Annotated in this window: 14 protein-coding genes; 7 read left to right on the top strand and 7 right to left on the bottom strand. The window is 70.8% G+C overall.

Features of this window, described 5'->3' with window-relative positions:
- Window positions 1-5 precede the first annotated feature (5 nt).
- On the top strand, window positions 6-605 hold the full coding sequence (locus BM076_RS08295; protein ID WP_245795912.1) for a class F sortase: 600 nt from the start codon (window positions 6-8) through the stop codon (window positions 603-605).
- 209 nt (window positions 606-814) lie between these two features.
- On the top strand, window positions 815-2,965 hold the full coding sequence (locus BM076_RS08290) for a SpoIIE family protein phosphatase (RefSeq protein ID WP_093712777.1): 2,151 nt from the start codon (window positions 815-817) through the stop codon (window positions 2,963-2,965).
- Between the two features lie 4 nt (window positions 2,966-2,969).
- On the opposite strand, the gene BM076_RS08285 is transcribed toward BM076_RS08290, so the two are convergent.
- From BM076_RS08285 to BM076_RS08260, 6 genes are all read right to left on the bottom strand, one after another.
- The gene (locus BM076_RS08285) at window positions 2,970-4,457 is read right to left on the bottom strand and encodes a M6 family metallopeptidase (protein ID WP_093712776.1); all 1,488 of its coding nucleotides are present in this window, start codon (window positions 4,455-4,457) and stop codon (window positions 2,970-2,972) included.
- A 209-nt stretch (window positions 4,458-4,666) separates the two neighbouring features.
- Window positions 4,667-4,960 carry a hypothetical protein gene (locus BM076_RS08280; RefSeq protein ID WP_093712775.1) on the bottom strand — a complete coding sequence of 98 codons (294 nt, stop codon included), beginning with the start codon at window positions 4,958-4,960 and terminating at the stop codon, window positions 4,667-4,669.
- Between the two features lie 56 nt (window positions 4,961-5,016).
- Window positions 5,017-5,331 (bottom strand): hypothetical protein, encoded by a 315-nt coding sequence (locus BM076_RS08275; RefSeq protein ID WP_218160058.1) that lies wholly within the window; start codon window positions 5,329-5,331, stop codon window positions 5,017-5,019.
- A gap of 204 nt (window positions 5,332-5,535) precedes the next feature.
- The gene (locus BM076_RS08270; protein ID WP_456151206.1) at window positions 5,536-8,820 is read right to left on the bottom strand and encodes a glycoside hydrolase family 3 C-terminal domain-containing protein; all 3,285 of its coding nucleotides are present in this window, start codon (window positions 8,818-8,820) and stop codon (window positions 5,536-5,538) included.
- 176 nt (window positions 8,821-8,996) lie between these two features.
- Entirely contained in the window at window positions 8,997-11,123 is a 2,127-nt protein-coding gene (locus BM076_RS08265) for a discoidin domain-containing protein (RefSeq protein WP_093712773.1), read from the bottom strand.
- Window positions 11,124-11,457: 334 nt separating this feature from the next.
- Window positions 11,458-13,623 carry an NPCBM/NEW2 domain-containing protein gene (locus BM076_RS08260; RefSeq protein ID WP_093712772.1) on the bottom strand — a complete coding sequence of 722 codons (2,166 nt, stop codon included), beginning with the start codon at window positions 13,621-13,623 and terminating at the stop codon, window positions 11,458-11,460.
- Window positions 13,624-13,847: 224 nt separating this feature from the next.
- On the opposite strand from BM076_RS08260, the gene BM076_RS08255 reads away from it, so the two are divergent.
- Window positions 13,848-15,062: an FUSC family protein gene (locus BM076_RS08255; RefSeq protein WP_093712771.1), complete on the top strand. Its 1,215-nt coding sequence runs from the start codon at window positions 13,848-13,850 to the stop codon at window positions 15,060-15,062.
- A gap of 101 nt (window positions 15,063-15,163) precedes the next feature.
- On the opposite strand, the gene BM076_RS08250 is transcribed toward BM076_RS08255, so the two are convergent.
- Complete coding sequence (locus tag BM076_RS08250; protein ID WP_093712770.1) at window positions 15,164-16,342, bottom strand: PP2C family protein-serine/threonine phosphatase; 1,179 nt, start codon at window positions 16,340-16,342, stop codon at window positions 15,164-15,166.
- Between the two features lie 176 nt (window positions 16,343-16,518).
- Here BM076_RS08250 and BM076_RS08245 point away from each other — a divergent pair, with 176 nt between their 5' ends.
- The 4 genes from BM076_RS08245 to BM076_RS08230 all read left to right on the top strand — a co-directional run bounded on the left by BM076_RS08245 (window position 16,519) and on the right by BM076_RS08230 (window position 23,185).
- Entirely contained in the window at window positions 16,519-17,034 is a 516-nt protein-coding gene (locus tag BM076_RS08245; RefSeq protein WP_093712769.1) for a MarR family transcriptional regulator, read from the top strand.
- A gap of 406 nt (window positions 17,035-17,440) precedes the next feature.
- Entirely contained in the window at window positions 17,441-17,812 is a 372-nt protein-coding gene (locus tag BM076_RS08240) for an STAS domain-containing protein (protein WP_093712768.1), read from the top strand.
- 376 nt (window positions 17,813-18,188) lie between these two features.
- A complete protein-coding gene (locus tag BM076_RS08235) occupies window positions 18,189-22,475 on the top strand; it encodes a galactose-binding domain-containing protein (RefSeq protein ID WP_093712767.1) in 4,287 nt (1,428 codons plus the stop codon).
- A 197-nt stretch (window positions 22,476-22,672) separates the two neighbouring features.
- Complete coding sequence (locus BM076_RS08230) at window positions 22,673-23,185, top strand: mycothiol transferase (protein WP_093712766.1); 513 nt, start codon at window positions 22,673-22,675, stop codon at window positions 23,183-23,185.
- Window positions 23,186-23,259: the final 74 nt, after the last annotated feature.

The following is a 23,259-nucleotide window of genomic DNA, read 5'->3' as shown; positions in this document are numbered from 1 at the left end:
TCCTCCTGGTGGCCACCCTGCTGATCGGTGCCTGGCTGATCCAGGACGGCAACCGCACCAGCTCGCCGCCGCAGCCGTCCGCGGCCCAGGCAGCGGCGGCGGGCGGCGCCGTGGAACCGGCCGAGGTGCCCGCGGAACCGATGCCGCGGGCGCTGCCCGTACTGGTGCGGATACCGGAGCTGTCGGTGACCGCGCCACTGGTCCCGCTCGCGCTCGGCGCCGACGGCCACCTCGTACCGCCGCCCGCCGACCGGCCGCGGATCGCCGGCTGGTACGCGGGCGGGATCACCCCGGGGGAGCGCGGCACCGCGATCGTGGCGGGTCACGTGGACAACGCCGACGGGCCCGCCGTCTTCTACGCGCTCGGCGCCCTGCGCCGTGGTGAGCACGTGGACGTGGACCGGGCCGACCACTCGACCGCGGTCTTCACCGTGGACGCGGTCGAGGTCTACGACCGCTCGGCCTTTCCCGACCGCCGGGTCTACGGCCCCGCGGACCGCCCCGAGCTGCGCCTGATCACCTGCGGCGGCACGTATCACGCGGCCACCGGCTACTCCGGCAATGTCGTGGTCTACGCCCACCTGACCCGCCCGCGCCCCGCCTGACAGCGGCCCGGCGGCCACCGCGCCCGCCCGCGGGACCGGCCCCCGCGAGGCCCCCGCGACCGGCACGGAAAATCGGCTCAGGAGAAGCGCCCGATACGGTGGATAATGTCCCTCATGGCGATAAATCCTGCCAAACCGACAACGGCGGGCCGTACGGCCCGTCCCGCGGATGTGGTCCGATGACCGCCGCCCGACCCCGGAGCAGGCGCATGACGGCACGCAAGCGACCCGCAGGCGGCGGTTACGACCCCCGCGTGGGCCCGTTCCCGGCGGGCCGGGCCGATCCGGAGATCGGCCCGGGGGAGCGGCTCGCCATGAACGGCATGGGCAGCTTCGACTGGGACCTCGACCAGGGCACCTTCGACCTGGACGAGGCGGGACTCGACATCTTCGACCTGCGGCCGGAGGAATTCGACGGCCGCCCCGACTCGCTGGTGCTGCGGGTGTCCCCCGAGGAGAGCGCGCGGCTCGACATCGCGCTGCGCCGCGCCCTCCAGGCGGGCCGCCGCAGCTACGGCGGCTACTTCCAGGTCACCCGCCGCGACGGCGTCAAGCAGTGGACGCACACCCAGGGCACGATCCTGCGCGACGAGCGCGGCAACGCCTACCGCGTACTGGGCATCGTCAGGGACGCCACCGCGGAGCTGACGGAGCTCCCCGTGGCGAGCGCCCCGCCGCCGCGGTACGAGCGCCGCAGCCCGTCCTCGATCGTCCGCCGGACGACCGAGGCGCTGTCCACCGCGGTCACCGTGGACGACGTCATCGCGGTGCTCACCGGCGCGGGCGGCCTGGAGCGCTTCGGCGCCGACGGCCTGACCCTCGGGCTCTCGGAGGCGGGCAATCTCAAGGTGATCGCCTTCAGCGGCCAGGAGATGTCCTTCTACGAGGGGCTGCGGCTGCGGCGTCTTGACGAGAGCCTGCCGCTCACCCAGGCCGTGGTGACCCAGCAGCCGCGGTTCGCGACCTCCTTCGTGGAGCTGGCCGAGCGCTTCCCGCTGCTGCGCCCGCACATAGATACCGGCAGCGGTTTCGCGGCGGCCTTCCTGCCGCTGGTCGCGCAGGCCCGCTCGATCGGCGGCCTCGCGCTGTTCTACCGCCACCGCCGTGAATTCAGCCGGGAGGACCGGGAGCTGTGCGGGGCGCTCGCGGGCATCCTGGCGCAGTCGTTGCAGCGTGCGATCCTCTTCGACCAGGAGCGGGAGTTCGCCACCGGTCTCCAGGCGTCGATGCTGCCCCGGCACATCCCGCGCTTCGAGGGCGCCGAGGTCGCCGTCCGCTACCACGCCGCCCGCAGCGGCCGGGAGGTCGGCGGCGACTGGTACGACGTGATCGCGCTGCCGCAGAATCGCGTCGGCCTGGTCGTCGGCGACGTCCAGGGCCATGACACGCACGCCGCCGCCGTGATGGGCCAGCTCAGGATCGCGCTGCGGGCGTACGCGGCCGAGGGCCACCCGCCGTCCACGGTGCTGGCCCGGGCCTCCCGCTTCCTGGCGGAGCTGGACACCGAGCGCTTCGCGACCTGCGGTTACGCCCAGGTCGACCTGACCACCGGATCGGTCTCGGCGGCCCGCGCCGGCCACCTCGGCCCGCTGGTCCGGCACACCGACGGCAGGACGGGCTGGCCGAATGTGCGCGGCGGCCTGCCGTTGGGCCTGGCCACCGCGCTCGACCTGCACGAATTCCCCGAGACCCGGCTCGATCTGGTGCCCGGCGAGACCCTGGTGTTCTGCACCGACGGCCTGGTCGAGGAGCGCGGCCAGGACATCACGATCGGCATGGAGGCGCTCGCCGAAGCGGTGCACGTCGGCCCGCAGGCCGCCGAGGCGCTCGCCGACCACCTCGCGGAGAATCTCTGGGAGCGCTGGGGCTCGGGCGACGACGTGGCGCTGCTGATCCTGCGCCGCGCCCCCGACACCGGCACTTCGCGCGCCCCGCGCATGCACAGCTATGTGCACCAGGCCGACCCGGAGGGCCTGGCCGAGGCGCGCTGCGCGCTGCGGCAGGCGCTCGGCGGCTGGGGACTGGCGCGCCTGGCCGACGACGTGGAGCTGGCCGCCGGTGAACTGCTGGTCAATGTGCTGCTGCACACCGACGGCGGCGCCGTCCTCACCCTCGAAGTGCTGCCAGATCCGGTGCGCAGGGTGCGGCTGTCGGTCCAGGACCGCTCCAGTGTCTGGCCGCGCCGCAGGTCGCCGGGCGAGGCCGCCACCTCGGGGCGCGGTCTGCTGATGATCGACGCGCTCGCCGCCCGCTGGGGCGTGGAACCGCGCGGCGACGGCAAGGCCGTGTGGTGCGAATTCGCCGTCGGCGACGAGGACCTCCCGGCCGGCGGCGGCGCACCGGCCGGAACGTCCTCCTGAGACGTCAGCTCACGGACAGCGCCGTGTCGTCGATGACGAAGGACGTCTGGAGCTTGGACCCCTCGGTCCCGGTGAACTTCACCGTCACCGTCTGCCCCGCGTACGCGCTCAGGTCGAAGCCGCGCTGCTGGTAGCCGGAGGCCGCGTTGACGTTGGAGTACGTGGCCAGGGTGGACAGCACGCTCCCCGAGGAGTTGAGCACCTGCGCCTTGAGGGTGTCGTAGGCGGTGGAGCCGGTCTCCGCGGTGTCGATGTGCAGCCAGAAGGTCAGCCGCGCCGCGCAGCCCGCCGGGATCGCCACCGACTGGGAGAGGGTGTCGGTGGTGGCGGTGCCGTAGCCGTCGAGCCACGCCTTGTACGAGCCGCTGTGCGCGGCCTCGGACGAGCTGGTGGTGATGACGCCGCTGCTCGCGGACCAGGACGAGGCGCCCGACTCGAAGCCCGGGTTGGCCAGCAACTGCGCGGCGGTGCAGGTGCCGCCGCCGGGCGGGGTGGTCGGCGGGGTGGTGGGCGGCGTCGTGGTGCCGTTGCCCGCCAGCCAGGCGGTGGCGTTCAGCGCGAGCGCCGCGTCGGTGCCCGCCGGGTCGTTCCAGCCGTCGTAGAGGGTGTTGCCCGACTGGCCGGTGCCGTCGTCGACCGGCGAGGAGTCGCCCCAGATGGCGACGCGGCCGCTGCCGAAGGTGCTGGTGGCGAAGAAGGCGCCGGTGTTGCCGGACGCGCCGGCCTTGTAGAGCAGGCCCTTGACGTTCGCGTTGTCGCCCGGCTTGAGGGTGAAGGTGGTGCCGTCGCGCAGGATGCTGCCGGTGACATTGCCGAACGGGCCGTGCAGCACGGGGTTGGACGAGTCGCTGATGGCCCGCGGATTGTCGGTGCTGATGTCGAGGAGGTCGACGGAGAAGCCGAACGGGTCGGTGTTGTCCACGCCGTTGTTGGTCAGCAGGTCGTTGATCACGCAGGGCGAGTCGCAGCCGTCGTTGTTGCGGTCGCTGTTGTTGTGGTCGGAGATCAGGAACAGACCGCCGCCGTTCTGCACGAATTTCATGACGGCGGTCTTCTCCGCCGCGCTGAGCTTCACATTGGGCTCGGGCAGCACGAAGGTGTCGAAGTTGCTCAGGTCCTGCGCGTTGGAGGAGTTGCCGTAGGTGATGGTCCGGCCGGACGGCAGGGTGTTGAGCGAGTAGCCGCCGGCCTTCTGGAGCGCGACGCCCCAGGAGGACAGCGCCCCGGTCCAGTCGGTCTCCGCGTTGGGCGTGGAGTCCTGGCCGAGCGGGTCGGGCTGGCTGGTGCTGATGATCCAGTCGGCGTTGCCCGCGGTCTCGGCCTTGGTGTTGTCGAAGAGCACGCGGTGGGTGGCCGCGGCGGCGGGAGCGGCCTGCGAGCTGGACGCGGCCAGCGCGGCGCCGCCGCCGATACCGGCCGCGGCGAGCGCGAGCACGCCCAACGCGGCGGCCGCGCCGGTCAGGGCGCGGCGGGGCACTCGGGATACGGGCATCCGTCAACCTCCGGGTGGGGGGTGGTCAGTGAGGGGCGGGAGACGATTCTGCGCGCGTAGAACCTGGGGCTGGTGTGCCGGGCGTTACGGGCGGGTGAATGCTGCGGGACGGCTCCGCCGCCCGGCCGGGGGTGCGCCGGGCGGGGAGTTGACGGTGGGTCGGCGGAACCGGACGGCCGGCGGAGCCGGACGATCGCGGAACCGGACGGTCAGCAGAACCAGCCGTCCTGGACCCAGCCGTGCCGGTTGATGTCCCCGTAGGCGAAGCCGTAGACCCAGTCGCCGTCCAGCTGCTCGACGAGGAAGGTCTGGCCCTGGAAGAGGGTGCCGGTCCAGGCGCCGAGCGGCGCGGTGCGGACGTAGAGGTCCTGGGCGCAGACGGTCTCGCGGACGCCGACTCTGCCGTCCGCGGCCTGCGCGGGGGAGGAGACGGCGACGAGCGCGCCGGCGGCGAGGACCGCGGTCGCGGCGGCGGTCAGTGCGGTACGGGTGGTGCGCGGCATGCGGACTCCCGTTCGGGGGTGGGGGGTTGAGGGTTCGGGGCGGTGCGGGGAGCGGCTCACCAGGAGTCGTAGCCGCCGATGCACTCGATCCGCAGATAGCCCCAGTCGTTGGGCCCGTAGTCGAAGGACGCGGCCCAGCCGTTGTAGACCGGGTGCGAGCCCGGGGTGTGGCCGATCTTGTCGCCGTAGCCGAGGGTGCGCTTGAGGCCGCTGGGGCCGTTCGCACTGTCGTAGTTGGCGTAGAAACTGGCGCTCTGACAGACCACGATCGCGTGCTCGGGCGGCACGGCCGCCCCGGCGGAGGGGACCAGCGCGGTGAGGGCGGGGAGGGTCAGCGCGCAGACGGCAAGGAGGGTACGTCGGCGTCTCATGTCACGTCCCGGAGTGTGGGGGTGCCGGAATGCTACGCGCGTCACTCTAGGGCGACTGACGCGGCCCTGACAACAATGCGCGGGTCAAGGCGGCTGTGCCCCGGACGCACGACCGCCTCCCCGTCATGAGCCGTCATCACATACGGGGAGGCGGTCGCACGGGCGGCGCGCGGGCGGTTCGGCCCGCGCGCCCCGCTCATCGGGTCACGTCACCGTCCACACGAAACTCACCGTGTCGGACGCGCCGTGCCCGTCGGACGCGGTCACGCTGACCGTGCTGGAGCCGGCTCGCGAGGCGGTGCCCGAGATCACCCCGGACGGGCTGATCGACAGCCCCGCGGGCAGCCCGGTCGCGGTGAAGGTGAGCGAGCGGCCCGCCGACGCCTTCGCCGTCACCGGCAGCGACACCGCGCGGTGCGCCGGGCTGCTCATGCCGTGCGGATTGTCCACGGTGACGGCGGACGCCTGGGTGGCCGCCGCCCCGACCGTCTTCGCGGTCATCGCCGTCGGCACGTTCAGCGTCCCGGTCAGCGGCAGATTCCGCGAGGAGTCACCGACCATGATCTGGTAACTCCCCGCGGCCGTCGTCCAGTTGCCACCGGCGGTGTTCCAGTACGCCAGATCGTGCGCGGTCACCGGGAAGGTGACCTTGGCGCTGGCGCCCGGCTGGAGGTCCACCCGCTGGAAGCCCTTGAGCTGCTTGGCGGGCTCGCCGGTGCTCGCCGGATCGCCGATGTAGAGCTGGGCGATCTCGGCGCCCGCACGGGTGCCGGTGTTGGTGACCGTCGCGGACACCGTGGCGTTGCCCGACCCGTCGAGCGCGCCCACCTGGAGACCGGAGAAGGAGAAGGTGGTGTAGGACAGGCCGAAGCCGAACGGGAACAGCGGCGTGATGTTCTGCGCGTCGTACCACCGGTAGCCGACCTTCAGCCCCTCGCTGTACTGCACGCCCGAACTGTCGCCCGGCCACTGCGCCGCGGTGTGCGCGGGCACGTCCGCGAGACTCTGCGGGAAGGTCACCGGCAGCTTGCCGGATGGGTTGACGTCGCCGAACAGCAGCGCCGCCACCGAATTGCCGACCTCCTGGCCCGCGTACCACTCCTCCAGCACGCCCTTGACCTGGCCGAGCCACGGCATGGCCACCGCGGAACCGGTGTTGAGCACCACGATCGTGTTCGGGTTGGCCGCCGCGACCTGCTGGATCAGCTGGTTCTGGTTGTTCGGCAGGTCGATGCCGGTGAGGTCGGTGCCCTCGTTCTCGCCGTAGCCGACGCACACCACGGCCACATCGGCGGCGCGCGCCGCGTTGACCGCCGCGCCCACATCGGTGCCGTCGTTGTACGTCACCGCGCTGGTGCTGCCCATCCGGGTCTGGAGGGCGTTCAGCGGCGCGACCGTACCGGAACTGGTCGCCGTGGCGCTGCCGCCGCCGACGCTGCGCACCCCGGCACCGCCGTCCGGGCCGATCACCGCGATGGAGTGCGTGGTGGCCGTCGACAGCGGCAGGATCCCGCTGTTCTTGAGCAACACACTTCCCTGCTCGGCGACCTGACGGGCCGTCGCCTTGTGCTCGGGCGTGGTCACCACCGCCGAGGTGGAGCCGGTCCTGGTCTTGTCGAAGAGCCCGAAGGCGAACATCTGCGTCAGCACCCGGCTCACCATCGTGTTCAGCGTCGCCTGGCTGACCTGGCCGTTGGCGAGCGCCTGCGCGAGGAAGTCGGCGTAGAAGTAACCGCCCGGCATCTCGATCGTCATGCCGTTGTTCGCCGAGTCCACAGTGGAGTGCGCCCCGCCCCAGTCGCTGGTGACGAAGCCGCCGAAACCGGCCTGCTGGTAGAGCGCGTTGTTCAGCAGATACGCGTTCTGGCAGGCGTAGACGCCGTTGACCGTGCTGTACGCGCACATCACCGACGCCGAGGCGCCCTTGCTCACCGCCGCCTGGAAGGCGGGCAGATAGATCTCCTGGAGCGTGCGGTTGTCGACGATCGCGTTGTCCGCGGGCCCGTTGCGGTTGGTCTCCTGGTTGTAGACCGCGACGTGCTTGGCCTGCGCCATCACGCCCTGGCTCTGGATGCCCTGGATGCTCGCGGTGGCCATCTGCGCGCTCAGGTACGGGTCCTCGCTGTAGGTCTCGAAGGCCCGGCCCCAGCGCGGGTCGCGCACGATGTTCATCGTCGGGCCGAGCGCCACGTCCGCGCCCTTGCCCGCGAATTCATTGCCGGCCACCGTGCCGTACTGCTTCTGCAGCGCGGTGTCCCAGGTCGCCGCCGAGGAGACCGCGGACGGCAGCTGGGTGACGCCGCCGAGTCCGTCGCCGACCCCGCTGGGGCCGTCCTGGAAGCCCATCGCCGGAATGCACAGCGACGGAATCGCGGACATGTCGCCGATGTACGGCTGGGTTCCGCCGTTGCCGTGCAGCATCTGGATCTTCTGCGCCTGCGTCATCTGCGCCAGCACCTGTGCGACCCGGTCGGCGACCGGTGCGGTCGAACCGACCCACGGGCAGTCGCCGTTGCCGCCGCCGGGCGGCGTCGTGCTGCCGCCGGGGGTCAGGACGGTGAACTCCCAGAGGGAGTAGCCCCATTGGGTGGCGCGGGCGGTGCCGTACAGCCGCACGTAGCGGCCGGTCGCGGTGAACGAGAGATTCTCGGTGCCGCCGTGGCCGGTCGTCGTGGAGTAGGCGGTGGTCCAGGTCGAGCCGTTGGCGGAGACCTGGATCTGGTAGGCCGTGCCGTACGCGGTCTCCCACGTCAGCTGGGCGCCGCAGATGTCCTGCGAGGAACCGAGGTCGACCTGGATCCACTGCGGGTCGGCTGCGGCGCTGGACCAGCGGGTGCCCGCGTTGCCGTCGAAGGCCGCCGAGGCCGGGGTGCCGTCGTTCTCGGTGGACGACGCGGTCGCGGGCCTGCCGAGCGCCGCCGTCGTATTGCCGCAGACCGCCGGTGCGGTGCCGCCGCCGTACACCTGGAACTCCCACAGCGAGTAGCCGTAGGCGGTGGTGCGGGCGGTGCCGTACATCCGCACATAACGGCCGGTGCCGCTCACGTCGAGCGTCTGGACGCCGCCGGTCGCCGTGCCGGTGGAGTAGATGTCCGTCCAGGTGGTGCCGTTGTCGGAGACCTGGAGCTTGAAGGCCTTGGCGGCGGCCGTCTCCCAGTTGAGGACGACACGGCTGACCGGCCGGCTGGAGCCGAGGTCGACCTGGAGCCACTGCGGGTCGGAGAAGGCACTGGACCAGCGGGTGCCGGTGTCGCCGTCGACCGCGGCGGACGCCGGGGTGCCGGCGTTCTCGGCCGAGGACGCGGTCGCGGGCCGGCCCTGCGAGAGCAGCACCGGATCGGCGGCGCCCGCGAGCCGCGGTGTGGCCACCAGGGCGAGCGCGGCGATCAGCACGAAGCCGATCAGCGCGGCCAGCCGGGAGCGGGCGGCGGCGCGCCGCCGTGGCGGGGGAAGGGGGCGTGGGGGAGTGCTGAGCCATGCGTGGGGCACGGGACATCGCCTCTCTCGTACGGCGGTTCTGCCGACAGAGGTGGTGGTGGGGGGCGGATGCCCGGGCCCTCGCGGTGAGGGCCCGGGCATCCGGCGATTGCTGCCGGTGGGGCGGCAGCCGGTGGTGGTCCTGTCCGGCGTTCTCGCTGCCGGGGTTACTGCGGGACGCGCACGTCCTACTGCGAGACGCGCACGTAGTCGATCAGCATGCGCTGCGGGAAGACGGTGCTGGCGTCGGGCGCTCCCGGCCAGTCACCGCCCACCGCGTTGTTGAGGATGATGTAGAACGGGTGGTCGTACACCCAGGGACCGCGGGTCGACTCGATCGTCGCCTTGTCGGCGGTGAAGAAGGCGTGCCCGTCCACCGAGAACGTCATGTGGCTGGAGTCCCAGTCCACGGCGTAGGTGTGGAAGTCCGAGGCGAAGTCGCTGCCCGCCACGGTGTACGGCTGCCCGTAACCGTTTCCGCCGTTGTAGGCCGGGGCGTGCAGCGTGGAGTAGACCGAGTCCGCGACCTTGCCGACGTGCTCCATGATGTCGATCTCGCCGGAATTCGGCCATGGCGTACCGGTCTTGAAGTTCGACCCGAGCATCCAGAAGGCGGGCCACAGACCCTGTGTACCGCTCACCTTGATCCGCGCCTCGACGTGGCCGTAGGTGAAGTTGAAGTGGTCCGAGGTGTTGATCCGGCCGGAGGTGTACTGATGGCCCTCGACGTTCTCCTTCCGCGCCTCGATGACGAGGTTGCCGTTGCCGTCCATGGCCGTGTTGTTGCCGTTGGTGTAGTACTCCAGCTCGCCGTTCTGGCCGCCGCCGGTGTCCTGCGTCCACTTGCTCGTGTCCGGCTTGGTGCCCGCGGCGCCGTTGAACTCGTCGCTCCACACGAGGTGTTCGGGGTTGCCCGGGTTCGGCGGGGTGGCCGGCGGCGCGGTGGGGTTGCCGCCGGTGCCGTAGACATCGAAGGTCCACAGCGAGTAGCCGTATCCGTTGCTGCGCTGCGTGCCGTACATCCGCACGTAGCGGCCCGTGCCGTCGACGTTCAGGGTCTCCTTGAAGCCCTTGCCGGTCGTGGTGGAGTAGATGCTCGTCCAGTTGGTGTTGTCGGGCGAGACCTGGATCTGGTACGAGACCGCGTAGGCCGGGTCCCACTGGAGGACGACCTGGGTGATGTGCGCGGTCGCGCCGAGGTCGACGCTGATCCAGCCCGGGTCGACCCAGCCGTTGGAGTCACTGGTCGCCCAGCGGGTCGCCGGGTCCTCGTCGAACGCCTTGGACGCGGTGCAGCCGACGCAGCTGTTGGCGTCCTGGTATGTCGAGGCGGTCGCCGGCTTGTTGTACGACAGCAGCTTCGCGCCGCCGCTCGGCGGCGGGCTGGTGGGCGGTGTCGTGCCGTCGCCGCCGGTGAAGACCTGGAACTCCCAGAGCGAGACGCCGTATTGGGTGGCGCGCGCGGTGGTGTAGACGCGGACGTAGCGGCCGGTGCCGGACAGCGTGATCAGTTCGGTCGCGCCCGGTCCGGTCGTGGTGCTGTACGCGGTGGTCCAGTTGGTGCCGTTGTCCGAGACCTGGATCTGGTACGCCTTCGCGTACGCGGTCTCCCACGCGAGTTGCACCCCGCAGACCGCCTGCGAGCTGCCGAGGTCGACCTGGAGCCACTGCGGGTCGGCGGCGGCGCTCGACCAGCGGGTGCCGGTGTTGCCGTCGACCGCGGCCGAGGCCGGCGTGCCCGCGTTCTCGGTCGAGGAGGCCGTGGCGGGCCGGTTCAGCGCGGCGTTGGCCGTACCGCACGCGGCGGGGCCGGTGCCGGTGGAGCCGTAGACCTTGAACTCCCAGAGGGAGACGCCGTATTGGGTGGCGCGCGCGGTGGTGTAGAGGCGGACGTAGCGGCCGGTGCCGGTGACGTCGAGGGTCTGGTTGCCGCCGGTTCCGGTGGTGGTGCTGTAGATGTTCGTCCAGGTGGTGCCGTTCGCCGAGGTCTGGATCTGGAACGCCTTGGCGTACGCGGTCTCCCAGTTGAGCGCGACCTGGGTGACCGCCGAACTGGTGCCGAGGTCGACCTGGAGCCACTGGGGATCGGCGGCGGCGCTCGACCATCGGGTGCCGAGGTCGCCGTCCACGGCCGCGGTGGCCGGGGTGCCCGCGTTCTCCGTGGACGAGGCCGTGACCGGCTTCGCCTGGGAGAGCAGGGTGCCCGCGGCCTTGGCCGGGGTCTGCGCGACCGTCAGCGCCAGTCCGGCGATGAGGGCCGCGACGAACGCGAAGATCAATGATCGGGGGAATCGAGAGGTGGGGGGTGGGCTCATGGTGGGGGATGTGGGGGTGCCGGTCACGGCGTCTCCTGATTGGTCGCCGAACGAGAGAGCGCTCTCTGATTGCAGTGATGATTACGGCGCTGTTGCTGACACGTCAAGAAAGTGAACGAGATTGGCCCCGGCAATTCACCCGCGCACACCTTGGTGTCGACATCCGAAGGATCTGTGAACCCCTTGTCCCGATAAGGGAGTTGTGCGGCTTCTCGCTGTGTGCAAGAGCTTGACGCGGGGCCACCGCGCGCGACATGGCGATGGCGGCGGAGAGGGCTCTCCGCCGCCATCATTGGTCCACCCGATAAGGGCCCCCGAGCAGAGCTCGGAGGACTCAGCCGCAGGTCAGTACCGGCCCCGCCCAGTCGGCATGGTCGGAGTTGTTGCCGTTGCCGCCGTCGGTGACGACCAACCGCAGCTCCGTACCGCCGTTCAGAGCGGCCGTCAGATGCCGCGCGGTGTCACTGGTGGTCACCACACCGCTGTCCGCGACCAGGGTGTCGTCGCGGTAGATCCGGAAGTCCACCGAGCCGTTGCTGCTCACCTCGTCGTCCACCCCCACATCGGTCGCGATCGACGAACACCCGCCGCCCAGGTAGTAGGTGACGGTGCTGGCCGCGTGCACCCCCAGGCCCTTGCTGTACGTGGCGCCGCCGATGGTCAGCGTCCGGCCGTCGCCCGCGGCCTGCTCGCCATTGCTGCGGTCCTTCTCCACCGGGCCCCAACCGCTCACCGCCGAGGTCCAGTTCAGGTCGCTGAGGGCGTGTGTCCCGGCCGAGGGGCCGTTGCCGCAGGAGACCTTGGCGTCCGCCCAGTCGGCGTGGTCGTAATTCATGCCGTCGCCCGCGTCGGTCGCCACCAGCCGCAGCGTCGTCGCCCCGGTGAGGTCGGCGGTCAGATGCGCGGCCGCGTCATTGCCGGTCCGTGTGCCGCTGTCGGCCGCCAGCGCGCCGTCCTTGTAGACCTGGAAGTCCACCGAACCGTTGCCGCCCACCTCGTCGTCCACCCCGACGTCCACGGTCAGCTTCTTGCAGAGCTTGCCGAGGTAGTAGGAGATGTCGCTCGGCGCGTGCGCGCCAAGGCCCTTGGCGTAGGTGGTGCCGCCGATCGTGAGGGTCTTGCCGTCGCCCGCGGCCTGCTCGCCATTGCTGTGGTCGCGCTCGACCGGGCCCCAGGCGCTGACCGCCGAGGTCCACGGCAGGTCGCTCAGCTGGTTCAGTCCGGTCGGCGGCGGCACCGGGCTGCCCGGGGTGACCCGGAACATCACGGTGCCGTGCGCGGGCACCGAGGCGCTGATCGTGCCGCTGGTGCTGGACGTGGCCTTGGACCACAGGTCCTTGAGGGCGTACGAGGTCGTGCCGCCGACGCCGATGTCCTGCGCGGTGGTGGAGACGGTCTGGGCGGACGCGTTCTCGTTGGTGAGGGTGACCGCCCGGCCGCCGTCGGCCAGCGGCTTGGACATCACGACCTTGCCGCCGGAGGAGGAGACCACGGTGCCCTGCTTGCCGAGCGGGTCCTGGTCGACCGCGATCACATCGGTGTTCTTCAGGATCGTGAGGGTCGCGGCGGACGCGCTGCGGATGTCGCTGCCGATCAGCAGCGGCGCGGCCATCTCCGACCAGAGGCTGAAGTGCGTGCGGTACTCGGTGTCGGTCATGCCGCCGTTGCCGACCTCCAGCATGTCCGGGTCGTTCCAGGCGCCCGGCTTCGCGTACGGCGCGAGCTGCTGGTTCTGGTGCGCGATGCCGATCATGCTGGACCAGGAGTCGCTGATGTCACCGGTGGTGCGCCAGGAGTTGCCGATCGCCGGGGCCCAGTTCCACGGCTGGTTCGAGCCCCACTCGCAGATGCTGTAGAGGATCGGCCGGCCGGTGGCCTTCAGCGCGTCGCCCATCGCCTTGTAGCGCTGCTGCGCGTCGACACCGTTGTTGTTGCAGTTGTCGTACTTGAGGTAGTCCACGCCCCACGACGCCCACAGATTCGCGTCCTGCTGCTCGTGGCCGAGGCCGCCGGGGAAACCCGCGCTGTTGCAGGTCTTGGTGCCGGCCGAGGAGTAGAGGCCGAATTTCAGCCCCTTGGAGTGCACGTAGTCGGCGACCGCCTTGATGCCGTCGGGGAAGCGGACGGGGTCGGCGACGAGATTGCCGGACGCGTCCCGGTTGGGCAGTGCCCAGCAGTCGTCCAGATTGACGTAGGTGTAGCCCGCCGCCTTGAGGCCCTCCGAGACGAACAGGTCGGCGATGCCCTTGACCATCGCCTCGTTGAACTGCGTGCCGCAGCCGGTGGAATTCCAGTTGTTGAAGCCCATCTGCGGGGTGAGGGCCAGGCCGTTGTCCAGTGCCGCGGCCGGCGGGGCGGTGGCGAGCTGGACGGAGACGGCGGCGGTCGCGGCGAGCGCGGCGAGTCCCGCGCCCGCGCCGGCGACCAGGGTGAGCGATGCCGCCGAGGCCGCGAGGCGCTGCCGGAAGCGGTGCGGCGTGAGCGATCGTTCGTGGGGCATGTGCGGCTCCGAGTCAGGTAAATGGCGCACAATCCAACGGGGTCGAACGAAAACAACCACATTTCAGCGGTGGAACGTGAGCATGTCAATGACTACGGAGAGCTGAACCCGGATGACCCTCCGAGGCGCGCCACCGGCCGTTCCGGCGGAGATCGACTCTAGGCTTTGGCCCCGGATCCTCGATCCGGACCACTGAGATCACCGCGAGCGGGAAAGTGCACGGGATGCCCGACGTACCAGAACCCATGGTCAAGCTGGTCCGGTGGACCACGGAACCGGCCGCGACCCAGACCCTCAGGTCCACCGCAGCCGCCGTCATCGCCTATGTCGCCGCCGTCTGGCTGCTGCCGCAGCCGGCGCCGCTGACCGCGCCGCTCACCGCGCTCCTCGTCGTCCAGGTCACCCTCTACTCCACCCTCACCACCGGAATCCGCCGGGTGAACTCGGTCGTGGTCGGCGTGCTGATCGCGATCGGCTTCAGCGCCCTGGTGGGCCTGAGCTGGTGGAGCCTGGGCCTGACGATCTTCAGCTCACTGCTGATCGGACGGGTGGTGCGGGTCGGCGAGTTCGTGCCCGAGGTCGCGATCAGCGCGATGCTCGTGCTCGGCGTCACCCGGGTCGCGGACACCGCCTGGGACCGGGTGCTGGAGACGCTCATCGGCGCCGGCGTCGGCCTGCTGTTCAACCTGCTGTTCGCACCGCCGGTGTGGGTGCAGTCCGCGGGCGACTCCATCGATTCGCTGGCCCGCCGGATAGGAGCGCTCTTCCGCGACATGGGCGGCGAGGTGGCCGGCCATCTCACGGTCGAGCGCGCCGCCGGTCGGCTGCACGAGGCGCGCCGGGTGGACCACGACATCGTGGAGGTGGACGCCTGGCTGCGGCAGGCCGAGGACAGCCTGCGGTGGAATCCGCGGGTGCGCGAGGGAGCGCTCTCCCGGATCGTGCTGCGCACCGGCCTCGACACCCTGGAGATCTGCGCGGTCGTCATGCGCGTGCTGTCCAGGACCCTCACCGACCTGGCCAAGCACCGCACCGAGGAGTCGCTCTTCGACGACGAGGTCGCGGCCGAACTGGAGGATCTGCTCGACCACGTCGCGCACGCGATCGAGAGCTTCGCCGTACTGATCACCACACAGGTCGCGGCCAACGCGCAGTCGGCGGAGGAACAGCTCGGGCAGGCCCTCGTCGACAGCCGCGCCAGCCGGGACCGGACCGCGGACCTGCTGCTGACCACGGTCCGCGAGCACCCGCGGCAGTGGCAGCTGCACGGCGCGCTGCTCGCCGAGGTCGACCGGATCCTGGACGAGCTGGCCGTGGAGAAGCGCTCGGAACGCCTGGTGGAGGAGCTGGACCGCTACTCGCGCGAGCAGAGCGACCGGCACCCACGGCTGCACATGATCAAGAACCGGCTGGGCGCGGCCCGCGACGCCCTGCGCTGAGGAGCGCCGGGGCCCGCTCCGTTGCGCGCGGTGCCGGGACGCGACGGGACGGGACGCGCTGAGGTGCGACGCCGGGTGCCGGGACGCGACGGGCGTACGGTTCAGGCCGCCGGACCGTCCCCCCGGCCGAACCAGTCGAGGCACACCACCAGCGCGTCGTCGTCCGCGTCGTGCCCGCGGTAGTCGGGCAGCTCCCGCAGCACCGCGCCCGGCACGTCCGCGGCGGGCAGCAGCGCGGTGGCGGCCAGCGCGCGGGCCAGCGCCCGGTCGCCGTAGGCGTCGCCCTCGGGGGAGTGCGTGGCGTAGACCCCGTCGCTGGCGAACAGCAGCCGGTCGCCGGGCAGCACCTCGAACTCCTCGGCCATGTACGGGGTCTCCTCGAACATGCCGAGCGGCAGCTGCTCGTCGAATTCCACCCGCTCCACACTCTTGCCGCGCTGCCGCCACAGCCGCGGCGAGCCCGCGTCCACCACCTGCACGACACCGCGCGCCAGATCGAAGGAGAGCAGCAGGGTGGCGACATGCGCCGCGCCGCGGTAGCGCGCCCACAGCGCCTGGTCGGCGAGCGCCGCCTGGTCGGCGATGCCGATGCCCGCCCGCCGCGCGTTGCGCAGCGCGTTGACCGCGAGGCTGGTCAGCAAGGACGCCTCGATGCCCTCGCCCATGCCGTTGGTGATGGCCAGCGAGAGGGTGTCGGCGGTCGCCGACCAGTCGAAATTGTCGCCGTGTATGGCGTAGGCGGGCTCCAACTGGGCGCCGAGCGCGTATTCCGGGCGGGCGAAGGCGCGGCCGGGCAGCAGCTCCCACTGCATCTCGGCGGCCAGGGTGAGCCGGGCGGCCCTGCGGGCCACCAGATAGTGGTCGGTGTCCCGCTCGGCGACCACCAGTTCATGGCCGAGCAGTCCCGCGACGTCCGCCAGCTCGCCGATGCCCTGGGCCGCGTGCCGGTCGGCGGGCAGGACGACGGTGAGGATGCCCAGCCGGTCGCCGCGTACGGTCACCGGCAGGTGCACCGTCACCTCGCCGCCGTGCGGCGCGCGCTGCTCCACCGGCTGCTGGCTGCCGAAGGCCCGGCCCTGCGGGGTGCTGTGCACGGGGAGCGTCGGCGCGGACGACGCCGGGGTGTCCACCGACCTGAGCACCGTGGTGCTGTAATCGGCCATCAGCAGGTCCACCGAGACGGTGCCGTAGTGCTCGGCCAGCACGACGCGCGCGGTGTCGAGCAGGGCGTAGGGAGCCGCGGCGCGCAGGGCGCGTTCGACGGCCAGGAAATTCGTCACGGTCGGTGCTGCCTCTTCGGTCGGTCGGGTCGGTAGGAGTGGTCGGGCCGGTCGGTGGACCCGTCGGTGAGGACGGCGGATACATCGGCGGATACGGGGTGGCCGGTGGTGGTGCCGGACCGGGTGCGCCGCGGCGCGGGCTGACAAAAGGCTGTCACGAGTGGCACAGTGGCCGGGTGCCCCACATCGTTCCGCCCCACCGCCGTGAGCAGGTCGCTCACGACGCGAGTGCTGTGTCGGAACTGCTGGAGGTGCTGTGGGGGCGGGGCCAGGAGGCCGCGCCCACCGGTCCCCTCTCACCGTCGCAGGTGCGGGCGCTGTTCGCGATCGAACAGTACGAGGGTGCCAATCTGCGCACGCTCGGTGACGCGCTGGGGTCGCTGCCCTCGTCCGTGAGCAGGCTGTGCGACCGGCTGGAAGCGGTCGGGCTGGTGGACCGGCAGCCGAGCCCGGTGAGCCGCCGCGAGGTGGAGCTGCGGCTGACCCGCCGGGGCCATGCGGCACTGGCCGAATTCCGGGACTTCCGGGCCCGCGAGGTGAAGGCCGTGCTGGGCCGGATGGCACCCGCGGAACTGGCGGCACTGGCCGAAGGGCTGACGGCCTTCCGGCGCGCCGCGGCCGCGGCCGTGGCCGGCGTCCCCGGCGCCGTGCCGACGACCGCCGAATCCGGCCGCGCGGCGGACTCCGCCTAGGGCGTGTCTTGTGGATCTTGCCGGGCTCGCGAGCCCTGGCACGCGCGCTCGCCGCGTTGTCGTCGGTCGACGACGCTCCGCGTCGCCTCCCTCCTCCGCCTTGCGATCACACGCACCAGACCCCGCTCCCTGATCCGGCCCGATCCACAAGACACGCCCTAGCTCTCCCGGCCCCGGCCCGCAGCACAGCACAGGCCCTGGCATCCCGTTCCGCTCCCCGCCTCGCCCGCGCACGTATTCCCCACCCTCGCGTCTGTCGGCACAGACTCTTGCCCGATGGATAATGTTGTCAAGTGGCAACGATCTTACTAGGGTGGCACGGGTGACACCGCGTTTTGCAGCGGGTCGTCGCGTACGGCCGCACAGCGCGGCGGAGAGCGAAGGTTGCACTGTGAGCGGTGGCGGCATGGGACGCGGCGGGGACGACTCCGCGCGGCCGGTGGAGGTTGCCGTCCGCCGGTCCGGTGGTGCGATGGTGCTCGCGGTGCGCGGCGAGCTGGACCTGGACAGCTTCGAGCCGCTGCGCGCGGCCCTGAGCGAGGCCGTGCGGCAGGACGCGTCCCTGGTGGTGGTCGACATGTCGCAGGTGACCTTCTGTGATTCCTCCACGATGAACGTGCTGTTGCGGGCCGATGCGGACCTCGGCCCGGGCCGGCTCCGGATCGCCGCGCCCTCTCCCTTTGTCGCCCGGCTCTTCGGCCTGGTCGGCCTGCAGATGGTGCTGCCCCTGCGGGACACCGTCGAGGAAGCGCTCGCGGGCTCCGAGGACCTCGCGTAGCTCCACCGTTGCCGAAGGCGCGGGCCACGGCCCGCGCCTTTTTCGCGCCTTCCCCGTAGCGCTGTCGCCAACCGCGGCCAAGCGCCGCCGCCAACCGCGGCCGACTGCCGCCGGCCCGTGGCCGGAAACGCGCAGGTCCGCCCGTTCCCCGTACCGCCCTGTGAATCGGTGCCTTCCGAGGCGTAGACGCCGCCGTAGCGCGTCTGTAACACTCTGCCAACACGTACGCAAAATATGAGCAGAACAACGATGAATCTGCATGGGAAGAGCGCAACTTCACTGGCTCAACCCGCACGTTTCGGATACTCCGTCTCCTGAACCTCCCACCGCCCCGGGCCGCGACGACGCAGCGCCGGGCACGACATAGAGGGACGCTATGAGAACGAAGCGCTCCATCCCGCGGCTGCTGGCGGGGGTGACCGCGACGAGCCTGCTGGTGCTGGGCGGGTCGGCACTTCCCGCCGTGGCCTCGGGCGGGCCAAGTCCGGTGACCGGCAAGGCGGTCGCGGCGAGCAGCACCAGCGGCGGCCACTCCGCCGCGCACCTCAACGACGGCGACCAGAACACCTATTGGCAGAGCAAGGACGGCGCGGGCCCGCAGTGGGCGCAGATCGACCTCGGCAGCTCGCAGCGCATCGGAAAGGTGCGGCTGAAGGTGCCGGCCTCCTGGAAGACCAGGACCGAGACGCTCGCGCTCCAGTCGAGCGAGGACGGCAAGCTCTTCAGCACCCTGGTCGGTTCGGCGAAGTACACCTTCAAGCCGTCCGCCGACAACACCGTCACGGTCTCCTTCCCGGCCTCCATGGCGCGCTACGTCCGCGCCGAGGTGACCGGCAACACCGCGGGTTCCGCGGCGCAGTTGTCCGAGATCACCCCGCTGGCCGCCGCCGCGTCCACCGTCAACCTGGCCGCGGGCAAGCCAACGGCGGAGTCCGGGCACGCGGACGTCTACGGATCGGGCAACGCCGTCGACGGCAACGCCAATTCGTACTGGGAGAGCACCAACAACGCCTTCCCGCAGTGGCTGCGGGTCGACCTCGGCTCCGCGGTCGCGGTCAACCAGGTCGTGCTGAAGCTGCCGCCGGCCACCGCGTGGGCCACGCGCACCGAGACGCTGTCCGTCCAGGGCAGCACGGACGGCAGCACCTTCAGCGACATCGTCGCGTCGGCGGGCTACACCTTCAACCCGGCGACCGGCAACAGCGTGACCATCAACTTCAACTCGGCCACGACGCGCTACGTCCGGCTGAACGTCACCGGCAACACCGGCTGGCCGGCCGGCCAGATATCCGAGTTCGAGGTGTACGGGCCGACCACCGGTGACACCACGGCGCCGTCCGCGCCGAGCGGTCTTGCCTACACCCAGCCCGCGTCCGGCCAGATCAAGCTCACCTGGAACGCGGCCAGCGACAATGTCGGCGTCACCGGCTACGACGTCTACGCCAACGGTGTGCTGCGCACCTCGGTGGCGGGCAATGTGCTGACCTACACCGACAGCCAGCCCGACTCCGCGACCGTGGCCTACTACGTGGTCGCCAAGGACGCCGCGGGCAACCAGTCCGCGCACAGCAACACCGTGACGCGCACCGGTTCCTCCGGTGACACCACGGCGCCGTCCGCGCCGAGCGGTCTTGCCTACACCCAGCCCGCGTCCGGCCAGATCAAGCTCACCTGGAACGCGGCCAGCGACAATGTCGCGGTCACCGGCTACGAGGTCTTCCGCAACGGCGCCCAGATCGGCACCACCGCCGCCAATGTGCTGACCTACACCGACAGCCAGCCGGACAGCGCCACCGTCTCGTACTTCGTCAAGGCCAAGGACGCGGCGGGCAACGAGTCGGCGAACAGCAACACGGTGACCCGCAACGGCACCACGCCGCCCACCGGGGGCACCAACCAGGCGGTCGGCAAGCCGATCGTCGCCTCCTCCACCGTCCAGAACTTCGTGGCGGCCAACGCCAACGACGACAGCCTGACCACGTACTGGGAGGGCACCGGCACCAGCACGCTGACCGTGTCGCTCGGCGCCAACGTGGACACCAGCTCCGTGGTGGTCAAGCTCAACCCCGACTCCTCGTGGGGTCCGCGCACCCAGACCATCGCGGTCTCCGGCCGTGAGCAGAACGCGACCGCCTTCACCCAGCTCTCGCCCGCGACGGCGTACAACTTCAGCCCGTCCACCGGCAATTCGGTGACGATCCCGGTCACCGGCCGGGTCGCGGACGTCCGCCTCACCTTCAGCGGCAACACCGGTGCCGGCGGCGGCCAGGCGGCCGAATTCCAGGTCATCGGCGTGCCAGGACCCAACCCGGACCTGACGGTGAACGCCTTGACGGCCTCGCCCGCCGCGCCGGTCGAGACCGACCCGATCACGCTCAACGCGACGGTGAAGAACATCGGCACCAACGCGTCGGCGGCCACCAACGTCAACTTCTACCTCGGCACCACCAAGGTCGGCACCGCCAACGTCGGCGCCCTGGCCGCGGGCGCGAGCAGCACCGTGTCCGCCAATGTCGGCGCCAAGGACGCGGGCAGTTACCAGCTCACCGCCAAGGTCGACGAGGCCAACACCGTCGTCGAGCAGAACGAGACCAACAACAGCTACACCAGCCCGAGCGCACTGGTCGTCAAGCCGGTCGACACCTCCGACCTGGTGGCCTCGCCGGTCGCCTGGTCGCCGAACAACCCGTCGGCGGGCAATAACGTCAACTTCTCGGTCGCCATCAAGAACCAGGGCACCGTGGCCGCCGCGTCCGGCGCCCACAACGTCACCCTGACGATCGCGGACGCCGCCTCCGGCAACGTGGTCAAGACGCTCACCGGCTCCTACAGCGGCGCCATCGCACCGGGGGCCACCACCGCCCCGGTCAACCTGGGCAGTTGGACGGCGGCCAACGGCAAGTACAACGTCAAGACGGTCATCGCGGTCGACTCCAACGAGGTGGCGACCAAGCAGGCCAACAACACCAGCACCCAGTCGCTGTTCGTCGGCCGCGGCGCCAACATGCCGTACGACGTCTACGAGGCGGAGGACGGTGTCACCGGCGGCGGCGCGACCGTACTCGGCCCCAACCGCACCATCGGCGACCCGGCCGGTGAGGCGTCCGGCCGCAAGGCGGTGCACCTGGCGGGCAACGGCCAGTACGTCGAGTGGACCACCCGGACCTCGACCAACACCCTGGTCACCCGCTTCAACATCCCCGACGGCACCGACTCCACGACGCTCAACGTGTACGTGGACGGCACCTTCCTCAAGACGATCTCGCTGACCTCGAAGTTCGAGTGGCTGTACGGCGACGAGGCGAGCCCCAACAACTCGCCCGGCTCCGGCGCCCCGCGGCACATCTACGACGAGGCCAATGTGCTGCTCGGCACCACGGTGCCGGCCGGCCACAAGATCCGGCTGGAGAAGGACGCGGCCAACACCGCCTCCTACTACAACATCGACTACATCAACACCGAGCAGGTCACGGCGACGCCGAACCCGGACCCGACGAAGTACGTCGTGCCGGCCGGCTTCACCCAGCAGGACGTGCAGAACGCGCTGGACACCGCGCGGCAGGACACCAGCAAGCTCGGTGTCTACCTGCCCGCCGGTGACTACCAGACGGCGAACAAGTTCACCGTCTACGGCCGCGCGATCAAGGTCGTCGGCGCGGGCCCCTGGTTCACCAGGTTCTTCACGCCGCAGACCCAGGAGAACACCGACGGCGGCTTCTCGCTGCAGTCCGGCTCCGGCGGTTCGTCCTTCACCGGATTCGGCTTCTTCGGCAACTACACCAGCCGTATCGACGGTCCCGGCAAGGTCTTCGACCTCACCGGCGTCGCGAACCTGACGATCGACAACCTGTGGATCGAGCACACGATCTGCGGTGTGTGGGCGACCAACGTCGACGACTCCACCATCAGCAACCTGCGGATCCGCGACACCTTCGCCGACGGTGTGAACCTCACCAACGGCTCGACCGGCAACACGGTCACCAACACCGAGGCCCGGTCGACCGGCGACGACAGCTTCGCGCTGTTCCCGGCCATCGACAACCACAACGAGCAGGAGACCGGCAACAAGTTCCAGAACCTCAGCGTGCAGACGGTGTGGCGCGCGGCGGGTCTGGCGGTCTACGGCGGTGGCGGCAACACCTTCAGCAACCTCTACATCGCCGACTCGCTCACCTACCCGGGCATCACCATCGGCTCGCTGCAGTTCGGCGGCATCCAGGCGCTCGGCTTCGAGTCCTCTCCGCAGACCACCTTCTCCAACATCTCGCTGGTGCGGGACGGCGGTCACTTCTGGGGACAGCAGGCCTTCCCGGCACTGTGGATCTTCTCCGCGGAGTTCAAGCTCCAGGGCCTGCGGCTGAGCGACATCGACATCAGCGACCCGACCTACCAGGGCGTGATGTTCCAGACCAAGTGGAACGGCAGCACCTCGCTCAACCCGATCGCCGACACCGTCTTCACCAACCTGTCGGTGACCGGTGCCCACAAGAGCGGTGACGCCTTCGACGCCAAGTCCGGCTTCGGTCTGTGGGCCAACCCGCAGCCGGAACCCGGACAGGGTCCCGCGGTGGGTTCGGTGACCATCAACGGCCTGCACGAGAGCGACAACGCGGTGGACATCCAGAACACCACCACGAGCTTCACCATCAACGTCAACAACTGACCCCTGCCCCTGCTCCGGCAGGTGAGAAAGCCCGGAGTCCCTCCGGGGGAGGTGCCCGCGTCCGGATCCCGGACGCGGGCACCTCCGCGTGCGCATGCGGCGGCTTCGAGCGGAGAGTGGGAAGGAGCGGACGGGGGCCGCCGGTTGTCACCGGTGGCCCGAAGCACGACTTTGCGATCTCTTTGCGAGGAGCCCCGATGAACAGCACGGAACTGCTGGCCGACGCCTTCGGCCGGATCAAGGAAGTCGTCCACGAGGCGGTCGACGGCCTGCGGCCGGAGGAGCTGTCCCAGCAGCTGGACGACGGCGCGAACACCGTCGCCTGGCTGGTCTGGCACCTCACCCGCGTCCAGGACGACCACGTCGCCGAGGTCGCGGGAACCGAGCAGACCTGGACCGCCCAGGGCTGGGACACCCGCTTCGACCTGCCCTTCCCGGCCGGAGCCACCGGCTACGGCGACAGCCCGCAGGACGTGGCCGCGGTCCGCGTGGCCTCCGCCGACCTGCTCACCGGCTACTACGACGCCGTGCACGAGAGCACGCTGCGCTATGTGCGCGGCCTGACCGACGCCGACCTGGACCGGGTCGTCGACAAGCGCTGGGACCCGCCGGTCACGCTCGGCGTACGGCTGGTCAGCGTGGTCTCCGACGACCTCCAGCACGCGGGTCAGGCCGCCTTCCTGCGCGGGGTGCTGTTGCGCCGGCGGTGAGGGGGCGGTGTCGGTAACGGAGGCGGTGTCGGCCGTTCACCCGTCGGTGTTAGAGTTACTTAACCTAAGTTAAG

It is taken from the genome of Actinacidiphila alni (genome assembly GCF_900112845.1).
In the GTDB taxonomy this organism is placed as follows: domain Bacteria; phylum Actinomycetota; class Actinomycetes; order Streptomycetales; family Streptomycetaceae; genus Actinacidiphila; species Actinacidiphila alni.
Note: the sequence above shows the minus strand (reverse complement) of the source record. Positions and strands in the feature narration are given on the sequence as shown.